Here is a 13,917-nt window from a genome sequence, read left to right as displayed (position 1 = left end):
GGCGCTCGCCGAGCGCGGGCGTCCGGCGCGGGCACGGGCACGGGCGTCCGCCCGGTCAGCTGCCGAAGAAGCCGAGCGCCCCCACCGCGCAGACCCCGCCCAGGCCCATGAAGACCGGCGTCAGCACCTTGATCTCGACCCAGCTGCCAGCCCGGAACCGCATGCCCTTGGGCGGCCCGACCGGGTACCAGCGCTTGCGCCCGATCGGGATCGGCCAGAACACCGGGCAGCCCGAGACGGTCAGCGCGTCCCCCAGGCAGTGCACCAGCGAGCCGAGCGCGATCGGGATGCCGATCCACAGGTACTCCTGCCCGGGCTGGTCGAACAGCCACTGCGAGCCGTTCCCCGGCTTGTCCAGGACATCGGCCAGCACCCAGGCGCTGGTAGCGCCGAGCAGCCAGACCAGCACGTCGCTGGAGACCCGGGCATGACGCCACAGCAGGCCCTCGATCGCCAGCACCATGTGCACGAAGAGCACCGCCAGCACGCCCCAGCGGCCGCCGTAGACCGCCACCGCGGCCGCGCCGGCGCCGCACAGCACCGCCCAGAGCCAGGTGTGGGTCAGCGTCCGGTGCCCGCCCGAGCGACGCGGGTCGCCCTTCATCCGGGTCGACCGGTAGGCCGCGTACGAGAGCTTGTCGATCACCTCGCAGAGCGTGCGCGACACCGGTCCGAACGCCCGGGATATGGTCGCCGCCTTGTGGTCGAGGTCCGGTGCCAGCGCGGCCCCCGCACAGATCAGCGTCCCCGCCAGCAGTACCGGCCAGGGCATCGGCTCACCCAGCCCCGCCGCGATCGCCCCCGCACCCAACCACGCCGCCGCGCCCGACAGCGCGTGCGCCGGTCCCATCATGAGTCGGCTCCCGTCCTCGTTACCAAGCGCCCTCCACGAGGACGTGACGGGGCAGCAGCCTAGCCGTCCATGATCCACTGCTGTCGCCGGGCCGAACGGGGCACGCCCCGCCCCGCCCTCGCCCGGGGGCCGCTCGGTGGGCGGCTCCGCGTCGTGGGACCCGGGCCGGGGGCTCCGGGGCTCGTCAGGCGGACGGAGCCGGGCGGTCCGACGGGACCCCGACCGCGTCGAGCGCCGGAGCGATCACGGCGAAGGCCCGGCCGGTCAGCTCGACGGGGTCCTCGACGCCGTCGCTGTCGCTCCACCGCTGCAGCACGGCGTCGAACGCGGCCAGCGCCGTCCCCGCCGCCAGCCTCGGGTACAGATCGGTCGCGGGATCGAGGTCCAGGCGACGCGCCAGCTCCGCGGCCAGGTCCTCACGCCACTGCGCCCGGCGCTCCAGGAAGCGCGCGAGCAGGGCCGGGGTGCGCAGGATCAGCTGGACCACCCGCAGCGCCCGGTCCGCGTGGTCGCCGCAGGCCGCGACGGGCACGGACACGGCGTGCAGCAGCGCCACGGAAGGCGGCTCGGCGCCGGGTCGGGCCGCCAGTTCCTCATGGATGCCCGCCCCCAGCTCCGCGAGGAACTGGACGACCACGTCCTCCTTGGACGCGAAGTACCGGAAGAAGGTCCGCTTGGAGACCCCCGCGGTCGTCGCGATCTCGTCGATGGTGACCGCCTCGAAGCCCTGCGACGCCAACAACTGGAGCGCGGCCTCGGTCAGCTCGTTCGAGACGAGCCGGCGCTTGCGCTGGGCCATGGTGACGTGCGGGCGGGAGCTCATCGGGCCATGGTAACCCCCTGCCTCCCATGGCACTCGGGCGCACATTGACACCAAGTGACAGGAGCGGCAGCATGTGCCGCATGACAGCGCATCAGCAGTGGACGGCCGAGCAGATCCCGGACCAGACCGGCCGGGTGTTCCTGGTCACCGGCGCGAACAGCGGCCTCGGCCTGGCGACCGCCCGGGCCCTCGCCGCGCGGGGCGCCCAGGTGGTCCTGGCGGTCCGGGACCTCGCGAAGGGCCGGCGGGCCGCCGCCGGGATCGTCTCCGAGCACCCCCGGGCCCAGGTCGAGGTGGGCCGCCTCGACCTGGCCGACCTCGACTCCGTCCGGGCCTTCGCCGACCAGGTCCGCGCCGGCCACCCCCGGCTCGATGTCCTGGTCAACAACGCCGGCGTGATGGCGCCGCCCCGGTCGCTGAGCCCGCAGGGCCACGAGCTCCAGTTCGCCTGCAACCACCTCGGCCACTTCGCCCTCACCGGCCTGCTGCTCGACCCGCTGAGCGCCGGACGCGACCCCCGCGTCGTCACGGTGAGCTCGCTCAACCACCGGCGGGGGCGCCTTCGCTTCGACGATCTCGACGGCGAGCGCGGCTACGCGCCGATGGCCTTCTACAACCAGTCCAAGTTCGCGAACGCCGTCTTCGGCCGGGAGCTGCACCGGCGGCTGACCGCGGCGGGCAGCCCGGTGCGCAGCCTGCTCGCCCACCCCGGCTACACCGCCACCAACCTGCAGAGCGGTTCGCCGACCGGCCTGTGGCGGGTGCTGCTCGGCCGGATCGGCAACCCGTTGCTCGCCCAGTCGCCGGCCCGCGGCGCGTTGCCGCAGCTGTACGCGGCGACCGGCCCGGTGGAGGCGGGGGCGTTCATCGGACCGGACGGGCCGGCCGAGCTGCGCGGCGGACCGACAACGGTCCCGCTGTCCCCGGCGGCGGCCGACCCCGAGACCGGCCGCCGCCTGTGGGAGGTGTCGGAGCGACTGACCGACGTGCGCTACCCGGATCCGGATCCGGACCGGGCCTGACCGGGCGGTGCGACGGGTCCGGCAGGCCGGGCCGCGGCCGGGCCGAACGATCGGTCGGTCGGTCGGCCCGGAGCGGGGTGTCGGCGGAGGCCCCCGAACGGCCCGCTGTCAAGGACCGGGGCCACGACACGCCGCCGGCAGCGGTCCCACCCGCCGACCCGCTAGCCTGGACGGCTTACCGCCCCGGAGCGCCCGCCCCACCCGCCTCCCCCGCCGCTCCCCGGCCAAGCACCTCGCACCGCACCGCACCGACAAGGAGCCCATCGCGTGTCCGACACGTTCGCACACCTGCACGTCCACACCGAGTACTCGATGCTGGACGGAGCGGCGAAGAACGGGAAGCTCTTCGCGGAGGCCGAGCGGCTGGGCATGCCGGCCATCGCGATGAGCGACCACGGCAACATGTTCGGCGCGTACGAGTTCTTCCACGCCGCCGTCAAGACCGGGGTGAAGCCGATCATCGGCATCGAGGCGTACGTCGCCCCGTCCTCGCGCTTCCACAAGAAGCAGGTGTTCTGGTCGCCCGGCGGCCAGCGCCCGGCGAGCGCGGACGGCGAGGGCGGCAAGGACGTCTCCGGCGGCGGCCGCTACACCCACATGACCATGTGGGCGCAGAACGCGACCGGTCTGCGGAACCTCTTCAAGCTCTCCTCCCTCGCGTCGATGGAGGGCTACTACATGAAGCCCCGCATGGACCGCGAGCTGATCGCCGCCAACGCGACCGGCATCATCGCCACCACCGGCTGCCCCTCGGGCGAGGTGCAGACCCGGCTGCGGCTCGGACAGTACGACGAGGCCGTGAAGGCGGCCGGCGCCTACCAGGACATCTTCGGCAAGGAGAACTACTTCCTGGAGCTGATGGACCACGGCCTGTCCATCGAGCAGGACGTCCGCCAGGACCTGCTGCGGCTGGCCAAGCAGCTGGACATCCCGCTGCTGGCCACCAACGACTCGCACTACGTCACCGCCGACCAGGCGGACGCCCACGACAGCCTGCTCTGCGTCGGCGTGGGCAAGAACAAGGACGACCCGAACCGGTTCAAGTTCAACGGCTCCGGCTACTACATCAAGACCGCCGAGGAGATGCGCGAGCTCTTCCGCGAGCTGCCGGAGGCATGCGACAACACGCTGGCGATCGCCGAGCGGGTCGAGTCGTACGGCGAGGTCTTCACCTACGTCGACCGGATGCCGCAGTTCGACGTCCCCGAGGGCGAGAGCCAGGCGTCGTTCCTGCGCAAGAAGATCTCCGCCGGACTGCAGTTGCGCTACGGCGACAACCCGAGCCAGGAGGTCCTGGACCGGATCGAGCTGGAGATGGGCGTGATCACCCCGATGGGGTTCGACGCCTACTTCCTCGTGGTCGCCGACATCTGCCAGTACGCCCGGGACAACGGCATCCCGGTCGGCCCCGGCCGTGGCTCGGCGGCCGGGTCGATGGTCTCCTACCTCACCCGGATCACCGAGCTGGACCCGCTGGAGCACGACCTGCTGTTCGAGCGGTTCCTGAACCCCGAGCGCATCAACCCCCCGGACGTCGACATCGACTTCGACGACCGCCAGCGCGACCAGATGGTGCGCTACGTCACCGACAAGTACGGCTCCGCGTACACCGCGCAGGTCAACACCTTCGGCACCATCAAGGCCAAGGCCGCCGTCAAGGACGCCAACCGGATCCTCGGCTACCCGTTCGCGATGGGCGACCGGATCACCAAGGCGATGCCGCCGGACGTCATGGGCAAGGGCGTCCCGCTGGCGGACCTCTTCAACGAGAAGCACCCGCGGTACAACGAGGGCACCGAGATCCGCTCGCTGTACCAGAACGAGCCCGACGTCAAGAAGATCATCGACACCGGCCTCGGCATCGAGGGCCTGATCCGCGGTACCGGCGTGCACGCCGCCGCCGTCATCCTCTCCTCCACCCCGCTGCTCGACCTGATCCCGCTGCACATGCGGGACAAGGACGGCGTGATCATCACCGGCTTCGACTACCCGTCGTGCGAAGCCATGGGCCTGATCAAGATGGACTTCCTGGGTCTGCGGAACCTGGGCATCATCGACCACTGCATCAAGATCGTGAAGGCCAACCGGGGGGTGGACGTCGACATCGAGAAGATCGCGCTCGACGACCCCACCACCTACCAGCTGCTCGCCCGTGGCGACACCCTGGGCGTGTTCCAGCTCGACGGCGGCCCCATGCGCGCCCTGCTCAAGCTGATGAAGCCCACCGAGTTCGCCGACATCTCCGCCGTGTCGGCGCTGTACCGGCCGGGCCCGATGGGCATGAACTCGCACACCAACTACGCCCTGCGCAAGAACGCCCAGCAGGAGATCATCCCGATCCACCCCGAGCTGGAGGAGCCCCTCAAGGAGGTCCTCGGCCCCACCTACGGTCTGATCGTGTACCAGGAGCAGGTCCAGCGAGCCGCCCAGGTGCTGGCCGGCTACAGCCTCGGACAGGCCGACCTGCTGCGCCGCGCGATGGGCAAGAAGAAGAAGGAGGTGCTGGAGAAGGAGTTCGTCCCCTTCCACGCGGGCTGCAAGGAGCGCGGCTACTCCGACGAGGCCATCCAGGCGGTCTGGGACGTCCTGGTCCCGTTCGCCGGCTACGCCTTCAACAAGTCGCACTCCGCCGCCTACGGCCTGGTCTCGTACCAGACCGCCTACCTCAAGGCCAACTACCCGGCCGAGTACATGGCGGCGCTGCTCACCTCGGTGGCGGACGACAAGGACAAGATGGCGGTCTACCTCGCCGAGTGCCGCCAGATGGGCATCAAGATCCTGTCGCCCGACGTCAACGAGTCCGTGGTCGACTTCACCGCCGTCGGCAGCGACGTCCGGTTCGGCCTCAAGGCCGTCCGCAACGTCGGCGTGCCGGTCATCGAGTCCCTGGTCAAGACCCGCAAGGAGAAGGGCAAGTACGCCTCGTTCCCGGACTTCCTGGACAAGGTCGAGCTGGTGGTGTGCAACAAGCGCACCGTCGACTCCCTGATCAAGGCGGGCGCCTTCGACTCCCTCGGGCACACCCGCCTGTCGCTGAGCACCGTGCACGAGACCGCGATCGACGCCGTCACCGGGCTGAAGAAGCAGCAGGCGATCGGCCAGGACGACCTGTTCGGCGCCCTGGACACCGGCGACGGAGCCGCGCCGGCCATCGGGCTGGACTTCGAACTGACCGACCGGGAGTGGCCGCGCCGGCAACTGCTCAGCCTGGAGCGGGAGATGCTCGGTCTGTACGTCTCCAGCCACCCGCTGGACGGCGCCGAGCACATCCTCTCCCGCAACCGCGACACCTCCATCGCCGAACTCCTCGGCTCCGGCCGCACCGAGGGCGAGGTCCGCCTCGCCGGCCTGATCACCGCCGTCGACCGCCGGATCAACAAGGCCGGCAACGCCTGGGCGATCATCACCCTCGCCGACCGCGACGGCTCGGTCGAGGTGCTGTTCTTCCCCGCCACCTACAACCTGATGGCCGATCAGATGATCGAGGACAACGTCATCTCGGCCCGCGGCCGGCTCAACGAGCGCGACGGCTCGCTGAGCATCTTCGGCCAGGAGATCACCACCCTCGACGTCTCCTCCGCCGAACTGGGCACCAAGCCGCCGGTACAGATCACCGCACCGCTCGGCAAGATCACCCCGACCGTGGTGGGCGAACTGAAGCTCGCCCTGCAGGCCCACCCCGGCGACGTCCCGGTCCGGCTGCTGACCACCAACTGGGACAAGGACACCCTCTACGAGCTCGGCTTCCTGGTGAACCCCGACAACGGCCTCGCCTCGGACATCAAGACCCTGCTCGGCACCAACTCCTGGGCGGGCACGCTGTAGCGGTCGGCACTCAGCCCCCCGGCCGGGCCGGGCGCCGCAGGACCGCCGCGGCTCACACCGGCTTGCGGGCCTCGATCAGGAAGCGCGCGGAGTGGGCGACGAACGGCCCCTCCGCGCGGATCTGCCGGTCCAGGGCGCGCAGCCGGTCACGATGGGCGTCGACGGTGAACCCGGGCACCATCCAGATCACCTTCCGGAGGAAGTAGACGACCGCCCCGATGTCGGAGAACTCCATCCGCAGCCGCTCGGAGCGCAGGTCCACCACCTCCAGCCCGGCCGCCCGCGCGTCGGCGCTCTCGGTGTCCGGGTGCCGGGCCCGGCGGGCCTCGGGCTGCGGCCCCAGGAAGTACTCGACCAGCTCGAACACCGACGCCGGACCGACGTGCTGCGCGAAGTACGCACCGCCGGGCCGCAGCACGCGGGCGATCTCCGCCCACCAGACCGTGGCCGGGTGACGGCTGGTCACCAGGTCGAACGCCCCGTCGGCGAAGGGCAGCGGAGGCTCGTCCGGGTCCGCGACCACGATCGCCCCCAGCGGGTGCAGCAGCCCGGTCGCCCGGGCCACGTTGGGCGGCCACGACTCGGTGGCGACCATCGCCGGCGGCAGGGGCCCGGCCCCGGCCAGCACCTCGCCGCCCCCGGTCTGGACGTCCAGCGCCGCCGAGGCCGACGCCAGCCGCTCCCCCAGCAGCCGTTGATAGCCCCAGGACGGGCGCTGCTCGGTGGCCCGCCCGTCCAGCCAGGAGAAGTCCCAGCCGTCGACGGACACTGCTTCGGCCTCGGTGATCAGCTCTTCGAACGTACGCGACATATCGGCATCATCGCGGGCCCGGGCCGCACCGGCCAACCGGATTTCCGCAGGCCGGGCCCCCGGGCGCGCTCCCGTGACCGGCCGACGGCGCCGCGCCCGTCAGGCGGCCGCGCCGCGGGCGGCGGTCGCCCAGGCCGCCGTCACCGCCCGGTGGGCGGTGTCCGTCGCGGCGGCGAGGTCGTCGCCCAGGCGCAGCGGCGCACCGAGGTGGACGTGCAGGGCCGGGCGCCGCGCGGGCGCGGTGGTGAGGCCGGCCAGCTGCTTCACCGTGCCGCCCGAGGTCAGCCGGCGGGCGCCCGCCTGTCCGAGCGGCACGACGGGCGCGCCCGTGGCGGCCGCCAGTCGGGCGAGGCCGCTGCGGAACGGGCCGGGCGGCAGCTCGCCGGAGTCGCGTCGGCGCGGCAGACCGCCCTCGCCGTAGATGAGCACCACGTGTCCGGCGGCGAGCGCGTCGGCGGCCCGGTCCAGGGCGTCCGCGGCGCGCTCGGTGCCGCGCTGGACGGGGATGTGTCCCTCGCGGCGCAGCAACCGTCCGAGGAGCGGCACGCGCCAGAGGCCGGCCGTCGCGAGCACCACCGGACGCGCGCCGAGGCGGTGCAGGGCGGCGAACACGATCGCGGGGTCGGCGAGCGAGGTGTGGTTGGCCGCGACGATGCTCCCGGGAGCGAGCACGGCACCGGGGTCGGTGCTCACCCGCAGGGATCCGAAGGCGGGTACGAGGAGGGCTGCGGTGCGACTGAGCATGGCTGGTGTGGTCCTCCGGTGGGCGGTCGAGCTGCCACCAGTGTTCGCCGCCGGGACCCGACGCGCCTGAGTACCCGTACTCAAAACCCTGCGGTCGCGCCGCACCGCGTCTAGGCTCGCCGGATGAGGCGACTAGACGCAGTGGACCGGGCCCTGTTCGACAAGGTGGCACTGGCGCGGCTGTCCCACGCCCAACCGTGGCTGCGCCGCCTGAGCCGCGCCGCGGACCACGGGGTGCTCTGGATGGGTACGGCCGCCGTGCTCGGGGCGGTCGGCGGCCGGGCCGGTCGGCGGGCGGCCCTGCGCGGGGTCGGGGCGCTGGCGCTGGCCTCGGTCACCGCCAACATCGCCGCCAAGCAGCTGAGCCGGCGTCCGCGCCCGCTGCTGGACCAGGTGCCGGTGGTGCGGCAGTTGCTGCGGCAGCCGATGACGAGTTCGTTCCCCTCCGGGCACTCCGCCTCGGCCGCCGCCTTCGCCACGGCCGTCGCGATCGAGGCCCCGCTGCTGGGCGCGGCGGTGGCGCCGGTGGCGGTGGCCGTCGGCGCCTCGCGGGTCTACACCGGCGCGCACTACCCCGGCGATGTGCTGGCCGGGTTCGCGCTGGGTGCGGGGCTGGCGGCCCTGACCCTGCGTTGGTGGCCCCGGACGGACGACCGGCCGCCGCCCGCCGGGCCGCCGCGCCGGGCGGCCCCGGCCCTGGCCGAGGGGGCCGGGCTGTCGGTGGTGGTCAACAGTGGCTCCGGGAGCGGGGCGTTGCTGGCCAGCGGCCCGGAGGAGACCGCCGCCGCGCTCCGGACGCTGCTGCCGCGCGCGGATGTGCGGGTGTGCGGTCCGGAGGACGACCTGCCGGCCCTGCTCGGTGAGGCCGCCGACCGGGCGGCGGCGGCCGGCGGCGCCCTCGGGGTCTGCGGCGGCGACGGCAGCGTCAATCTGGCCGCCTCGCTGGCGGTCGAGCGCAACCTGCCGCTGGCCGTCTTCCCTGGCGGCACGCTCAACCACTTCGCGCTCGACCTCGGGATCGAGTCGCCGGACGCGACGGCCGCCGCCGTGCAGGACGGGTCCGCCTGCGGGGTCGATCTGGGCCTGGCCGCCGACGACACCGAGCGACGGATCTTCCTGAACACCTTCAGCCTCGGCGTTTACCCCGAACTGGTCCGGCTCCGCGAGTCGTTGGAGGGACGGCTCGGCAAGTGGCCGGCCCTGGCGGTGGCTGTCGCCCGGGCCCTGGCCGAGGCCGAACCGGTCACCGTCGAGGCCGGCGGGCGGCGTCGGCGGGTCTGGCTGCTGTTCGCGGGCAACGGCGCCTACGACCCGCCGGGCTTCGCTCCCACCCGCCGGACCGGCCTGGCCGACGGCCTGCTGGACATCCGGGTGGTGGACGGCGGCAGCCCGTTCGCCCGGACCAGGCTCGCGGCCGCCTTCCTCTCCGGGACGCTGTCCCGCTCCCGGGTCTACCATTCCGCCCGGCTGACCGCCCTGGACCTCGACTCGCTCGGCGACGCCGACCGGATCGCCGTCGACGGGGAGAGCCTGCCGGCCGCCGGTGCCCTGCGTCTGGCCAAGGCGCCGAACGCCCTGACGGTGTACCGCCCCTCGCTCCCGTAGCGGTGGGGATTCCGACGGCGGGTCACCCCGGGCAGGGCTCCGGGTGACCGCGTCCGGGGCCGGGCCCGGGACGACACGCAACACACCCCATTCGGGTGACATTCCCCCCAGGCTCCTGCCCCGAGTCCCTACTGTGCAGAGCAAGTTAGCCTACGAAGGGATTACGCCATGTACCGCACCGTCCGCACCGTCGCCGTCCTCCTGGCCGCCATCGGCGCCGCCGCCGCCGTCCCGACCCAGGCGTTCGCCGACGGTCCCACGGTGACCACCACGACCATCACGGTCATCGGCACCGGCAACCAGCTCGCCGGGGCCGACATCTTCAACACCGGTGGCGACAACGTGGTCGGCTCGTTCAACGGCAACGAGATCTACTGACCCTCCGCACCGTGCACGACCCCGCGTAGCACCAGGACCGCCGCCCGCGCCCTTCCCGGCGCGGGCGGCGGTTCCTTGCGCCCGCTCGGCTGCCGGAGGCCCCGGGCGGGGAGAGCCGCCGGCTCAGGTCTCGCGCTGCGGGTGGTACTCGGCCTCGGGTATGCCGAAGGTCCAGGCCACCCCGGCCCGGGCGGTGCGGATGCTCGGCGGGACCCGCAGCCAGTACGTCCGGAAGGTGCCGTCGGGCTCGGCGGTGGAGTTGACCACCTCGACCATCACCACCGGCTCGTCGTCGGGGAGTTGGATCCGCCAGAGCGCGCCGGTCTCGTCACGGTGCAGCGGCTCGGCCCCGGAGTCCGCGAGGTACCGCTCGTAGCCGTAGTGCTCCAGCAGGACGCGGCGCAGCTCGGCGTTCTCCTCGGTGCGGATCCGCTCGACCGTGACCCCGCCGAGGCCGGACAGGAAGTCGGCCGGGACGGGCATACCGCGCCAGGCGTGCAGGGCGAAGCCGTCGGCGAACTCCAGGGCCGGGCCGTCGGCCCGGTCGAGCCGGCCCGCCTCGTCGCGGTGCAGCGCGACCGGCCGCTCGCTGACCAGGGCCACCCCCTCGTACGGCCACCACCAGCCGGCACCGCGCCCGACCTCGGCGAGCGCGTCGACCCCGACCTGCCCGGACTGGCCGACCTGGCCGACCTGCCCGACCGGCCCGACCGGCGCTCCGGCGAGCACGCCCGCCGCCTCCAGGGCGGCGAACCACGGCGCGTCGTGCTGGCCCCGGACAGCGTCCAGCAGGGCCAGCCGGACGGCGGTCCGACGGGCGCGGGCGGCGTCGATCTCGGGCCGGTCGGCCTCTTCGAGGTCGGGTTCGGGAGCGAGCCGGTCGAGCACCGCGTCGCGGATCCGGCCGGCCAGTGCGTTCGTCACCGGACCGAGTTCACCGCCGGTCAGTGCCCAGAGCGGCGCCCACCCCGCCGTACCGACCCGCTCCACGGCCTGCCGCCGGGCGGCCTCCCACGGCAGCGTGCGCACGGCCTCGCGGACGCTCACCGCACCGGCGGCCCGCACCTCCAGGGCCGCCTCCGCCCCCGCCAGGGGCGAGCCGAACCACCGCACTTCGGCGGGCTCGGCCAGCCCGGCCGCCCGGTAGGCGGCCCGCACCGCCCGCTCGACCGCGGCCCGGTCGGCCGGTCCGGTGGCCGCCGCGCCCGCCCGCCAACGGGCCGTCACCCCGGCGGACACGACCGTCTGCTCCGTCACCATCGTCTGCTCCTGTCCTCGCCGGGCACCACGCCCGGGCCGTCCGACCCACTCGTTCCCGTGCACCGCCGCCGCCCCGGGACCCGGCCGCACGACGGCCGGCCGACCCGCCGGGGCCCGGCGCGTCAGTCCGCGACGACGCGCACCGCGCCCGGCACGTACTCGCGCTGGCGCACCACCCGGTACCAGCCCTTGGGCAGCGGTATCGCCGCGTGTTCCTCGTGCACCACCCGGCCGCCCTCGGGCAGGTGCAGCCACGCGGCACCGAACGGCCCGGCCTCCCGGCGCAGATCCCCCGGGCCGACCACGGCGTGCGCGTGGCCGGTGACCTCACCGAGCGCCAGCACCAGCCGGCCCCGCGCGTCCCTCGGCTGCGCGGCCAGTGCCGCCACCCTCGGGGGCACCGCGGCATCCGCGGCCGGCACCATCAACACGTCACCCTGGCGGTACATCAGTCCTCCCTGACCGACCCGACGGGCGTCGGGATCTCCGGTCCGAAACGTAGGACAGGGGTCTGACAACGCGCCCGGCATCCGCCCCGGCGACCGGTTTGTCGGACCCGGCTGGTAGACAGTTGTTCGGCCCGAATCCCGGAGGAGCAGCGCATGACGGTCGGCAAGCACATCGAAGAGTTCCACGGCCTCCCGGTCCTCGACTTCGTCCAGGCCGTCGAGAAGGGCGGCGCCCTGCCCGGGGCCGCCTCGGTCGCCTGGAAGGTCGGGATCGAGTACGACGCGCCGGAGCCGTTCGTCGAGCGCTGGCGGCAGTTCCTCGACGCCGTCGACAGCGAGCGGGTCACCGCGGTGGTGGTCGGCGAGTGGTCCTCGGACGGGCCGGAGAGCTTCGCCGAGCCGCTGGCCGCGATCCTCGCCGCGGCCGACCGGCTGCCGTCCCTGCGCGCCCTGTTCATCGGCGACATCACCTACGAGGAGAACGAGATCTCCTGGATCGACATGGTCGACGTGACGCCGGTGCTGACGACGTTCCCCCTGCTCACCGAGTTGGTGGTGCGCGGCGCCGCGGGGGAGGTGGTCGAGGGTGACGGCCTCTCCCTGCGGGCCGTGCGCCACGAGCACCTGACGGCGCTGCGGTTCGAGTCGGGCGGCCTGCCGGCCGCGGTGCTGCGGGCGGTCGCCGCCAGTGACCTCCCGGCGCTGGAGCGGCTGGAGTTCTGGCTGGGGGTGCCGAACTACGGCGGCGACTCCTCGCTCGACGATCTGGCGCCCTTCCTCGACGGCGCCCGGTTCCCGGCGCTGCGCCACCTCGGCCTGCAGAACAGCGAGGTCCAGGACGAGATCGCCGCCGCGGTCGCCCACGCCCCGGTGGTCGCCCGGCTCGAATCGCTCGACCTCTCCATGGGCGTCCTCACCGACCAGGGCGCCACCGCCCTGCTGGAGGGTCAGCCGCTCACCCACCTGCGCGCGCTCGACCTCCACCACCATTACCTCACCGAGGCACTCCAGCAACGCCTCTGCGACGCCCTGCCCGGGGTGGCCGTCGACCTCTCCGAGGCCGGGCAGCCGGACGACCGGTGGCGCTACGTCGCGGTCGCCGAGTAGCCCGGCACCGTCCTTCCCCGTCGTTCCGCGTCGTCCACCGCTCACCAGCAACGCCGGCAACACCGGTACCACAGGCACCCAGGGGTCCGCATGACCGTCAACAAGCACTGCGGGGAGTTCCACGGACTCCCCGTCCTCGACTTCTCCGGCGAGGCCGACGAAGCGCGCACGTGGCCGGCACCGGGCGCCGCCGCATGGCGGCTCGCGGTGCGCTACGGGGCGTCCAGCGGGTTCGACGAGCTGTGGAAGGCCTTCCTCGGCACGGTGGACCCGGCCGGGGTCCGGGCGCTGCTGATCGGCCCCTGGTGGACGCGCGACTACGATGCGGTGGGCCCCACGCTGGCCACGATCCTCCGCGACGCCGAGCGGCTCCCCGCCCTCGAAGCACTCTTCGTCGCCGATGTGACGTACGACGAGTGCGAGATCTCCTGGTTGGAGATGTCCGACGTCACCGCGGTGCCGGCCGCCTTCCCCCACCTCACCGAGCTGGTGGTGCGCGGCGGCACCGGACTGGCCCTCACGCCCTTCCGGCACGACCGGCTGAAGGCCCTGCGGTTCGAGACGGGCGGCCTGCCCGGCACGGTGGTGCGCGCCGTGGCCGGCTCCGAACTGCCTGCGCTGGAGCGGCTGGAGCTCTGGCTCGGGGTGGACGAGTACGGCGGGGACTCGACGATCGACGACCTCGCGCCCGTCCTCGACGGCACCCGGTTCCCGGCGCTGCGCCACCTCGGCCTGCAGAACAGCGAGTACCAGGACGAGATCGCCGCCGCCGTCGCCCACGCCCCGGTCGTGGCGCGACTGGAGTCGCTCGACCTGTCGATGGGCGTGCTCTCCGACGAGGGCGCCGCGGCCCTGTTGGAGGGCCAGCCGCTCACCCACCTGCGCGCGCTCGACCTCCACCACCACTACCTCACCGAGGAGCTCCAGCAACGCCTCCGCGACGCCCTGCCCGGGGTGGCCGTCGACCTCTCCGACCCCGAGGACGAGGACGATCCCGAGGACCGCTACGTCGCGGTCGCCGAGTAGCCGGGTCACGGTTC

Annotated in this window: 12 protein-coding genes; 6 read left to right on the top strand and 6 right to left on the bottom strand. The window is 73.4% G+C overall.

Annotated elements, in window-relative coordinates; genetic code table 11:
* Positions 1 to 55 precede the first annotated feature (55 nt).
* Both ACFXHB_RS20960 and ACFXHB_RS20955 read right to left on the bottom strand, forming a co-directional pair.
* A complete protein-coding gene (locus ACFXHB_RS20960; RefSeq protein ID WP_380576090.1) occupies positions 56 to 853 on the bottom strand; it encodes a metal-dependent hydrolase in 798 nt (265 codons plus the stop codon).
* 184 nt (positions 854 to 1,037) lie between these two features.
* On the bottom strand, positions 1,038 to 1,676 hold the full coding sequence (locus ACFXHB_RS20955) for a TetR family transcriptional regulator (RefSeq protein ID WP_380576089.1): 639 nt from the start codon (positions 1,674 to 1,676) through the stop codon (positions 1,038 to 1,040).
* Between the two features lie 80 nt (positions 1,677 to 1,756).
* Between ACFXHB_RS20955 and ACFXHB_RS20950 the strand changes: the two genes are divergently transcribed.
* Positions 1,757 to 2,698, top strand: coding sequence for an oxidoreductase (locus tag ACFXHB_RS20950; protein WP_380576088.1), 942 nt, complete (start codon positions 1,757 to 1,759; stop codon positions 2,696 to 2,698).
* Positions 2,699 to 2,965: 267 nt separating this feature from the next.
* Positions 2,966 to 6,523, top strand: a complete 3,558-nt coding sequence (gene dnaE / locus ACFXHB_RS20945) for a DNA polymerase III subunit alpha (RefSeq protein ID WP_380576087.1) — start codon at positions 2,966 to 2,968, stop codon at positions 6,521 to 6,523.
* A 52-nt stretch (positions 6,524 to 6,575) separates the two neighbouring features.
* Here the strand turns inward: dnaE and ACFXHB_RS20940 are convergent, their stop codons facing one another.
* Both ACFXHB_RS20940 and ACFXHB_RS20935 read right to left on the bottom strand, forming a co-directional pair.
* Complete coding sequence (locus tag ACFXHB_RS20940; protein ID WP_380576086.1) at positions 6,576 to 7,334, bottom strand: class I SAM-dependent methyltransferase; 759 nt, start codon at positions 7,332 to 7,334, stop codon at positions 6,576 to 6,578.
* 99 nt (positions 7,335 to 7,433) lie between these two features.
* Positions 7,434 to 8,078 carry a lysophospholipid acyltransferase family protein gene (locus tag ACFXHB_RS20935; protein WP_380576085.1) on the bottom strand — a complete coding sequence of 215 codons (645 nt, stop codon included), beginning with the start codon at positions 8,076 to 8,078 and terminating at the stop codon, positions 7,434 to 7,436.
* Between the two features lie 123 nt (positions 8,079 to 8,201).
* Between ACFXHB_RS20935 and ACFXHB_RS20930 the strand changes: the two genes are divergently transcribed.
* The gene (locus ACFXHB_RS20930) at positions 8,202 to 9,683 is read left to right on the top strand and encodes a bifunctional phosphatase PAP2/diacylglycerol kinase family protein (RefSeq protein WP_380576084.1); all 1,482 of its coding nucleotides are present in this window, start codon (positions 8,202 to 8,204) and stop codon (positions 9,681 to 9,683) included.
* 168 nt (positions 9,684 to 9,851) lie between these two features.
* Positions 9,852 to 10,061: a hypothetical protein gene (locus ACFXHB_RS20925; RefSeq protein ID WP_380576083.1), complete on the top strand. Its 210-nt coding sequence runs from the start codon at positions 9,852 to 9,854 to the stop codon at positions 10,059 to 10,061.
* Between the two features lie 123 nt (positions 10,062 to 10,184).
* Here ACFXHB_RS20925 and ACFXHB_RS20920 read toward each other — a convergent pair whose 3' ends face one another.
* Complete coding sequence (locus tag ACFXHB_RS20920; RefSeq protein ID WP_380576082.1) at positions 10,185 to 11,321, bottom strand: DUF6745 domain-containing protein; 1,137 nt, start codon at positions 11,319 to 11,321, stop codon at positions 10,185 to 10,187.
* Positions 11,322 to 11,443: 122 nt separating this feature from the next.
* Positions 11,444 to 11,770 carry a hypothetical protein gene (locus ACFXHB_RS20915; RefSeq protein WP_380576081.1) on the bottom strand — a complete coding sequence of 109 codons (327 nt, stop codon included), beginning with the start codon at positions 11,768 to 11,770 and terminating at the stop codon, positions 11,444 to 11,446.
* A gap of 153 nt (positions 11,771 to 11,923) precedes the next feature.
* Here ACFXHB_RS20915 and ACFXHB_RS20910 point away from each other — a divergent pair, with 153 nt between their 5' ends.
* Both ACFXHB_RS20910 and ACFXHB_RS20905 read left to right on the top strand, forming a co-directional pair.
* Entirely contained in the window at positions 11,924 to 12,877 is a 954-nt protein-coding gene (locus tag ACFXHB_RS20910; RefSeq protein ID WP_380576080.1) for an STM4015 family protein, read from the top strand.
* Positions 12,878 to 12,967: 90 nt separating this feature from the next.
* Entirely contained in the window at positions 12,968 to 13,903 is a 936-nt protein-coding gene (locus ACFXHB_RS20905) for an STM4015 family protein (protein ID WP_380576079.1), read from the top strand.
* Positions 13,904 to 13,917: the final 14 nt, after the last annotated feature.

The sequence above is a fragment of the Kitasatospora sp. NPDC059327 genome, from assembly GCF_042752535.1.
Taxonomy (GTDB): Bacteria; Actinomycetota; Actinomycetes; order Streptomycetales; family Streptomycetaceae; genus Kitasatospora.
Note: the sequence above shows the minus strand (reverse complement) of the source record. Positions and strands in the feature narration are given on the sequence as shown.

What these genes read in the sequence shown, in the direction of transcription:
- ACFXHB_RS20955 (WP_380576089.1), bottom strand. Translation starts at nt 1,676, where the DNA reads ATGAGCTCCCGCCCGCACGTCACCATGGCCCAGCGCAAGCGCCGGCTC.
- ACFXHB_RS20905 (WP_380576079.1), top strand. Translation starts at nt 12,968, where the DNA reads ATGACCGTCAACAAGCACTGCGGGGAGTTCCACGGACTCCCCGTCCTC.
- ACFXHB_RS20910 (WP_380576080.1), top strand. Translation starts at nt 11,924, where the DNA reads ATGACGGTCGGCAAGCACATCGAAGAGTTCCACGGCCTCCCGGTCCTC.
- ACFXHB_RS20930 (WP_380576084.1), top strand. Translation starts at nt 8,202, where the DNA reads ATGAGGCGACTAGACGCAGTGGACCGGGCCCTGTTCGACAAGGTGGCA.
- ACFXHB_RS20950 (WP_380576088.1), top strand. Translation starts at nt 1,757, where the DNA reads ATGACAGCGCATCAGCAGTGGACGGCCGAGCAGATCCCGGACCAGACC.
- ACFXHB_RS20960 (WP_380576090.1), bottom strand. Translation starts at nt 853, where the DNA reads ATGATGGGACCGGCGCACGCGCTGTCGGGCGCGGCGGCGTGGTTGGGT.
- ACFXHB_RS20920 (WP_380576082.1), bottom strand. Translation starts at nt 11,321, where the DNA reads ATGGTGACGGAGCAGACGGTCGTGTCCGCCGGGGTGACGGCCCGTTGG.
- ACFXHB_RS20935 (WP_380576085.1), bottom strand. Translation starts at nt 8,078, where the DNA reads ATGCTCAGTCGCACCGCAGCCCTCCTCGTACCCGCCTTCGGATCCCTG.
- ACFXHB_RS20915 (WP_380576081.1), bottom strand. Translation starts at nt 11,770, where the DNA reads ATGTACCGCCAGGGTGACGTGTTGATGGTGCCGGCCGCGGATGCCGCG.
- ACFXHB_RS20925 (WP_380576083.1), top strand. Translation starts at nt 9,852, where the DNA reads ATGTACCGCACCGTCCGCACCGTCGCCGTCCTCCTGGCCGCCATCGGC.
- ACFXHB_RS20940 (WP_380576086.1), bottom strand. Translation starts at nt 7,334, where the DNA reads ATGTCGCGTACGTTCGAAGAGCTGATCACCGAGGCCGAAGCAGTGTCC.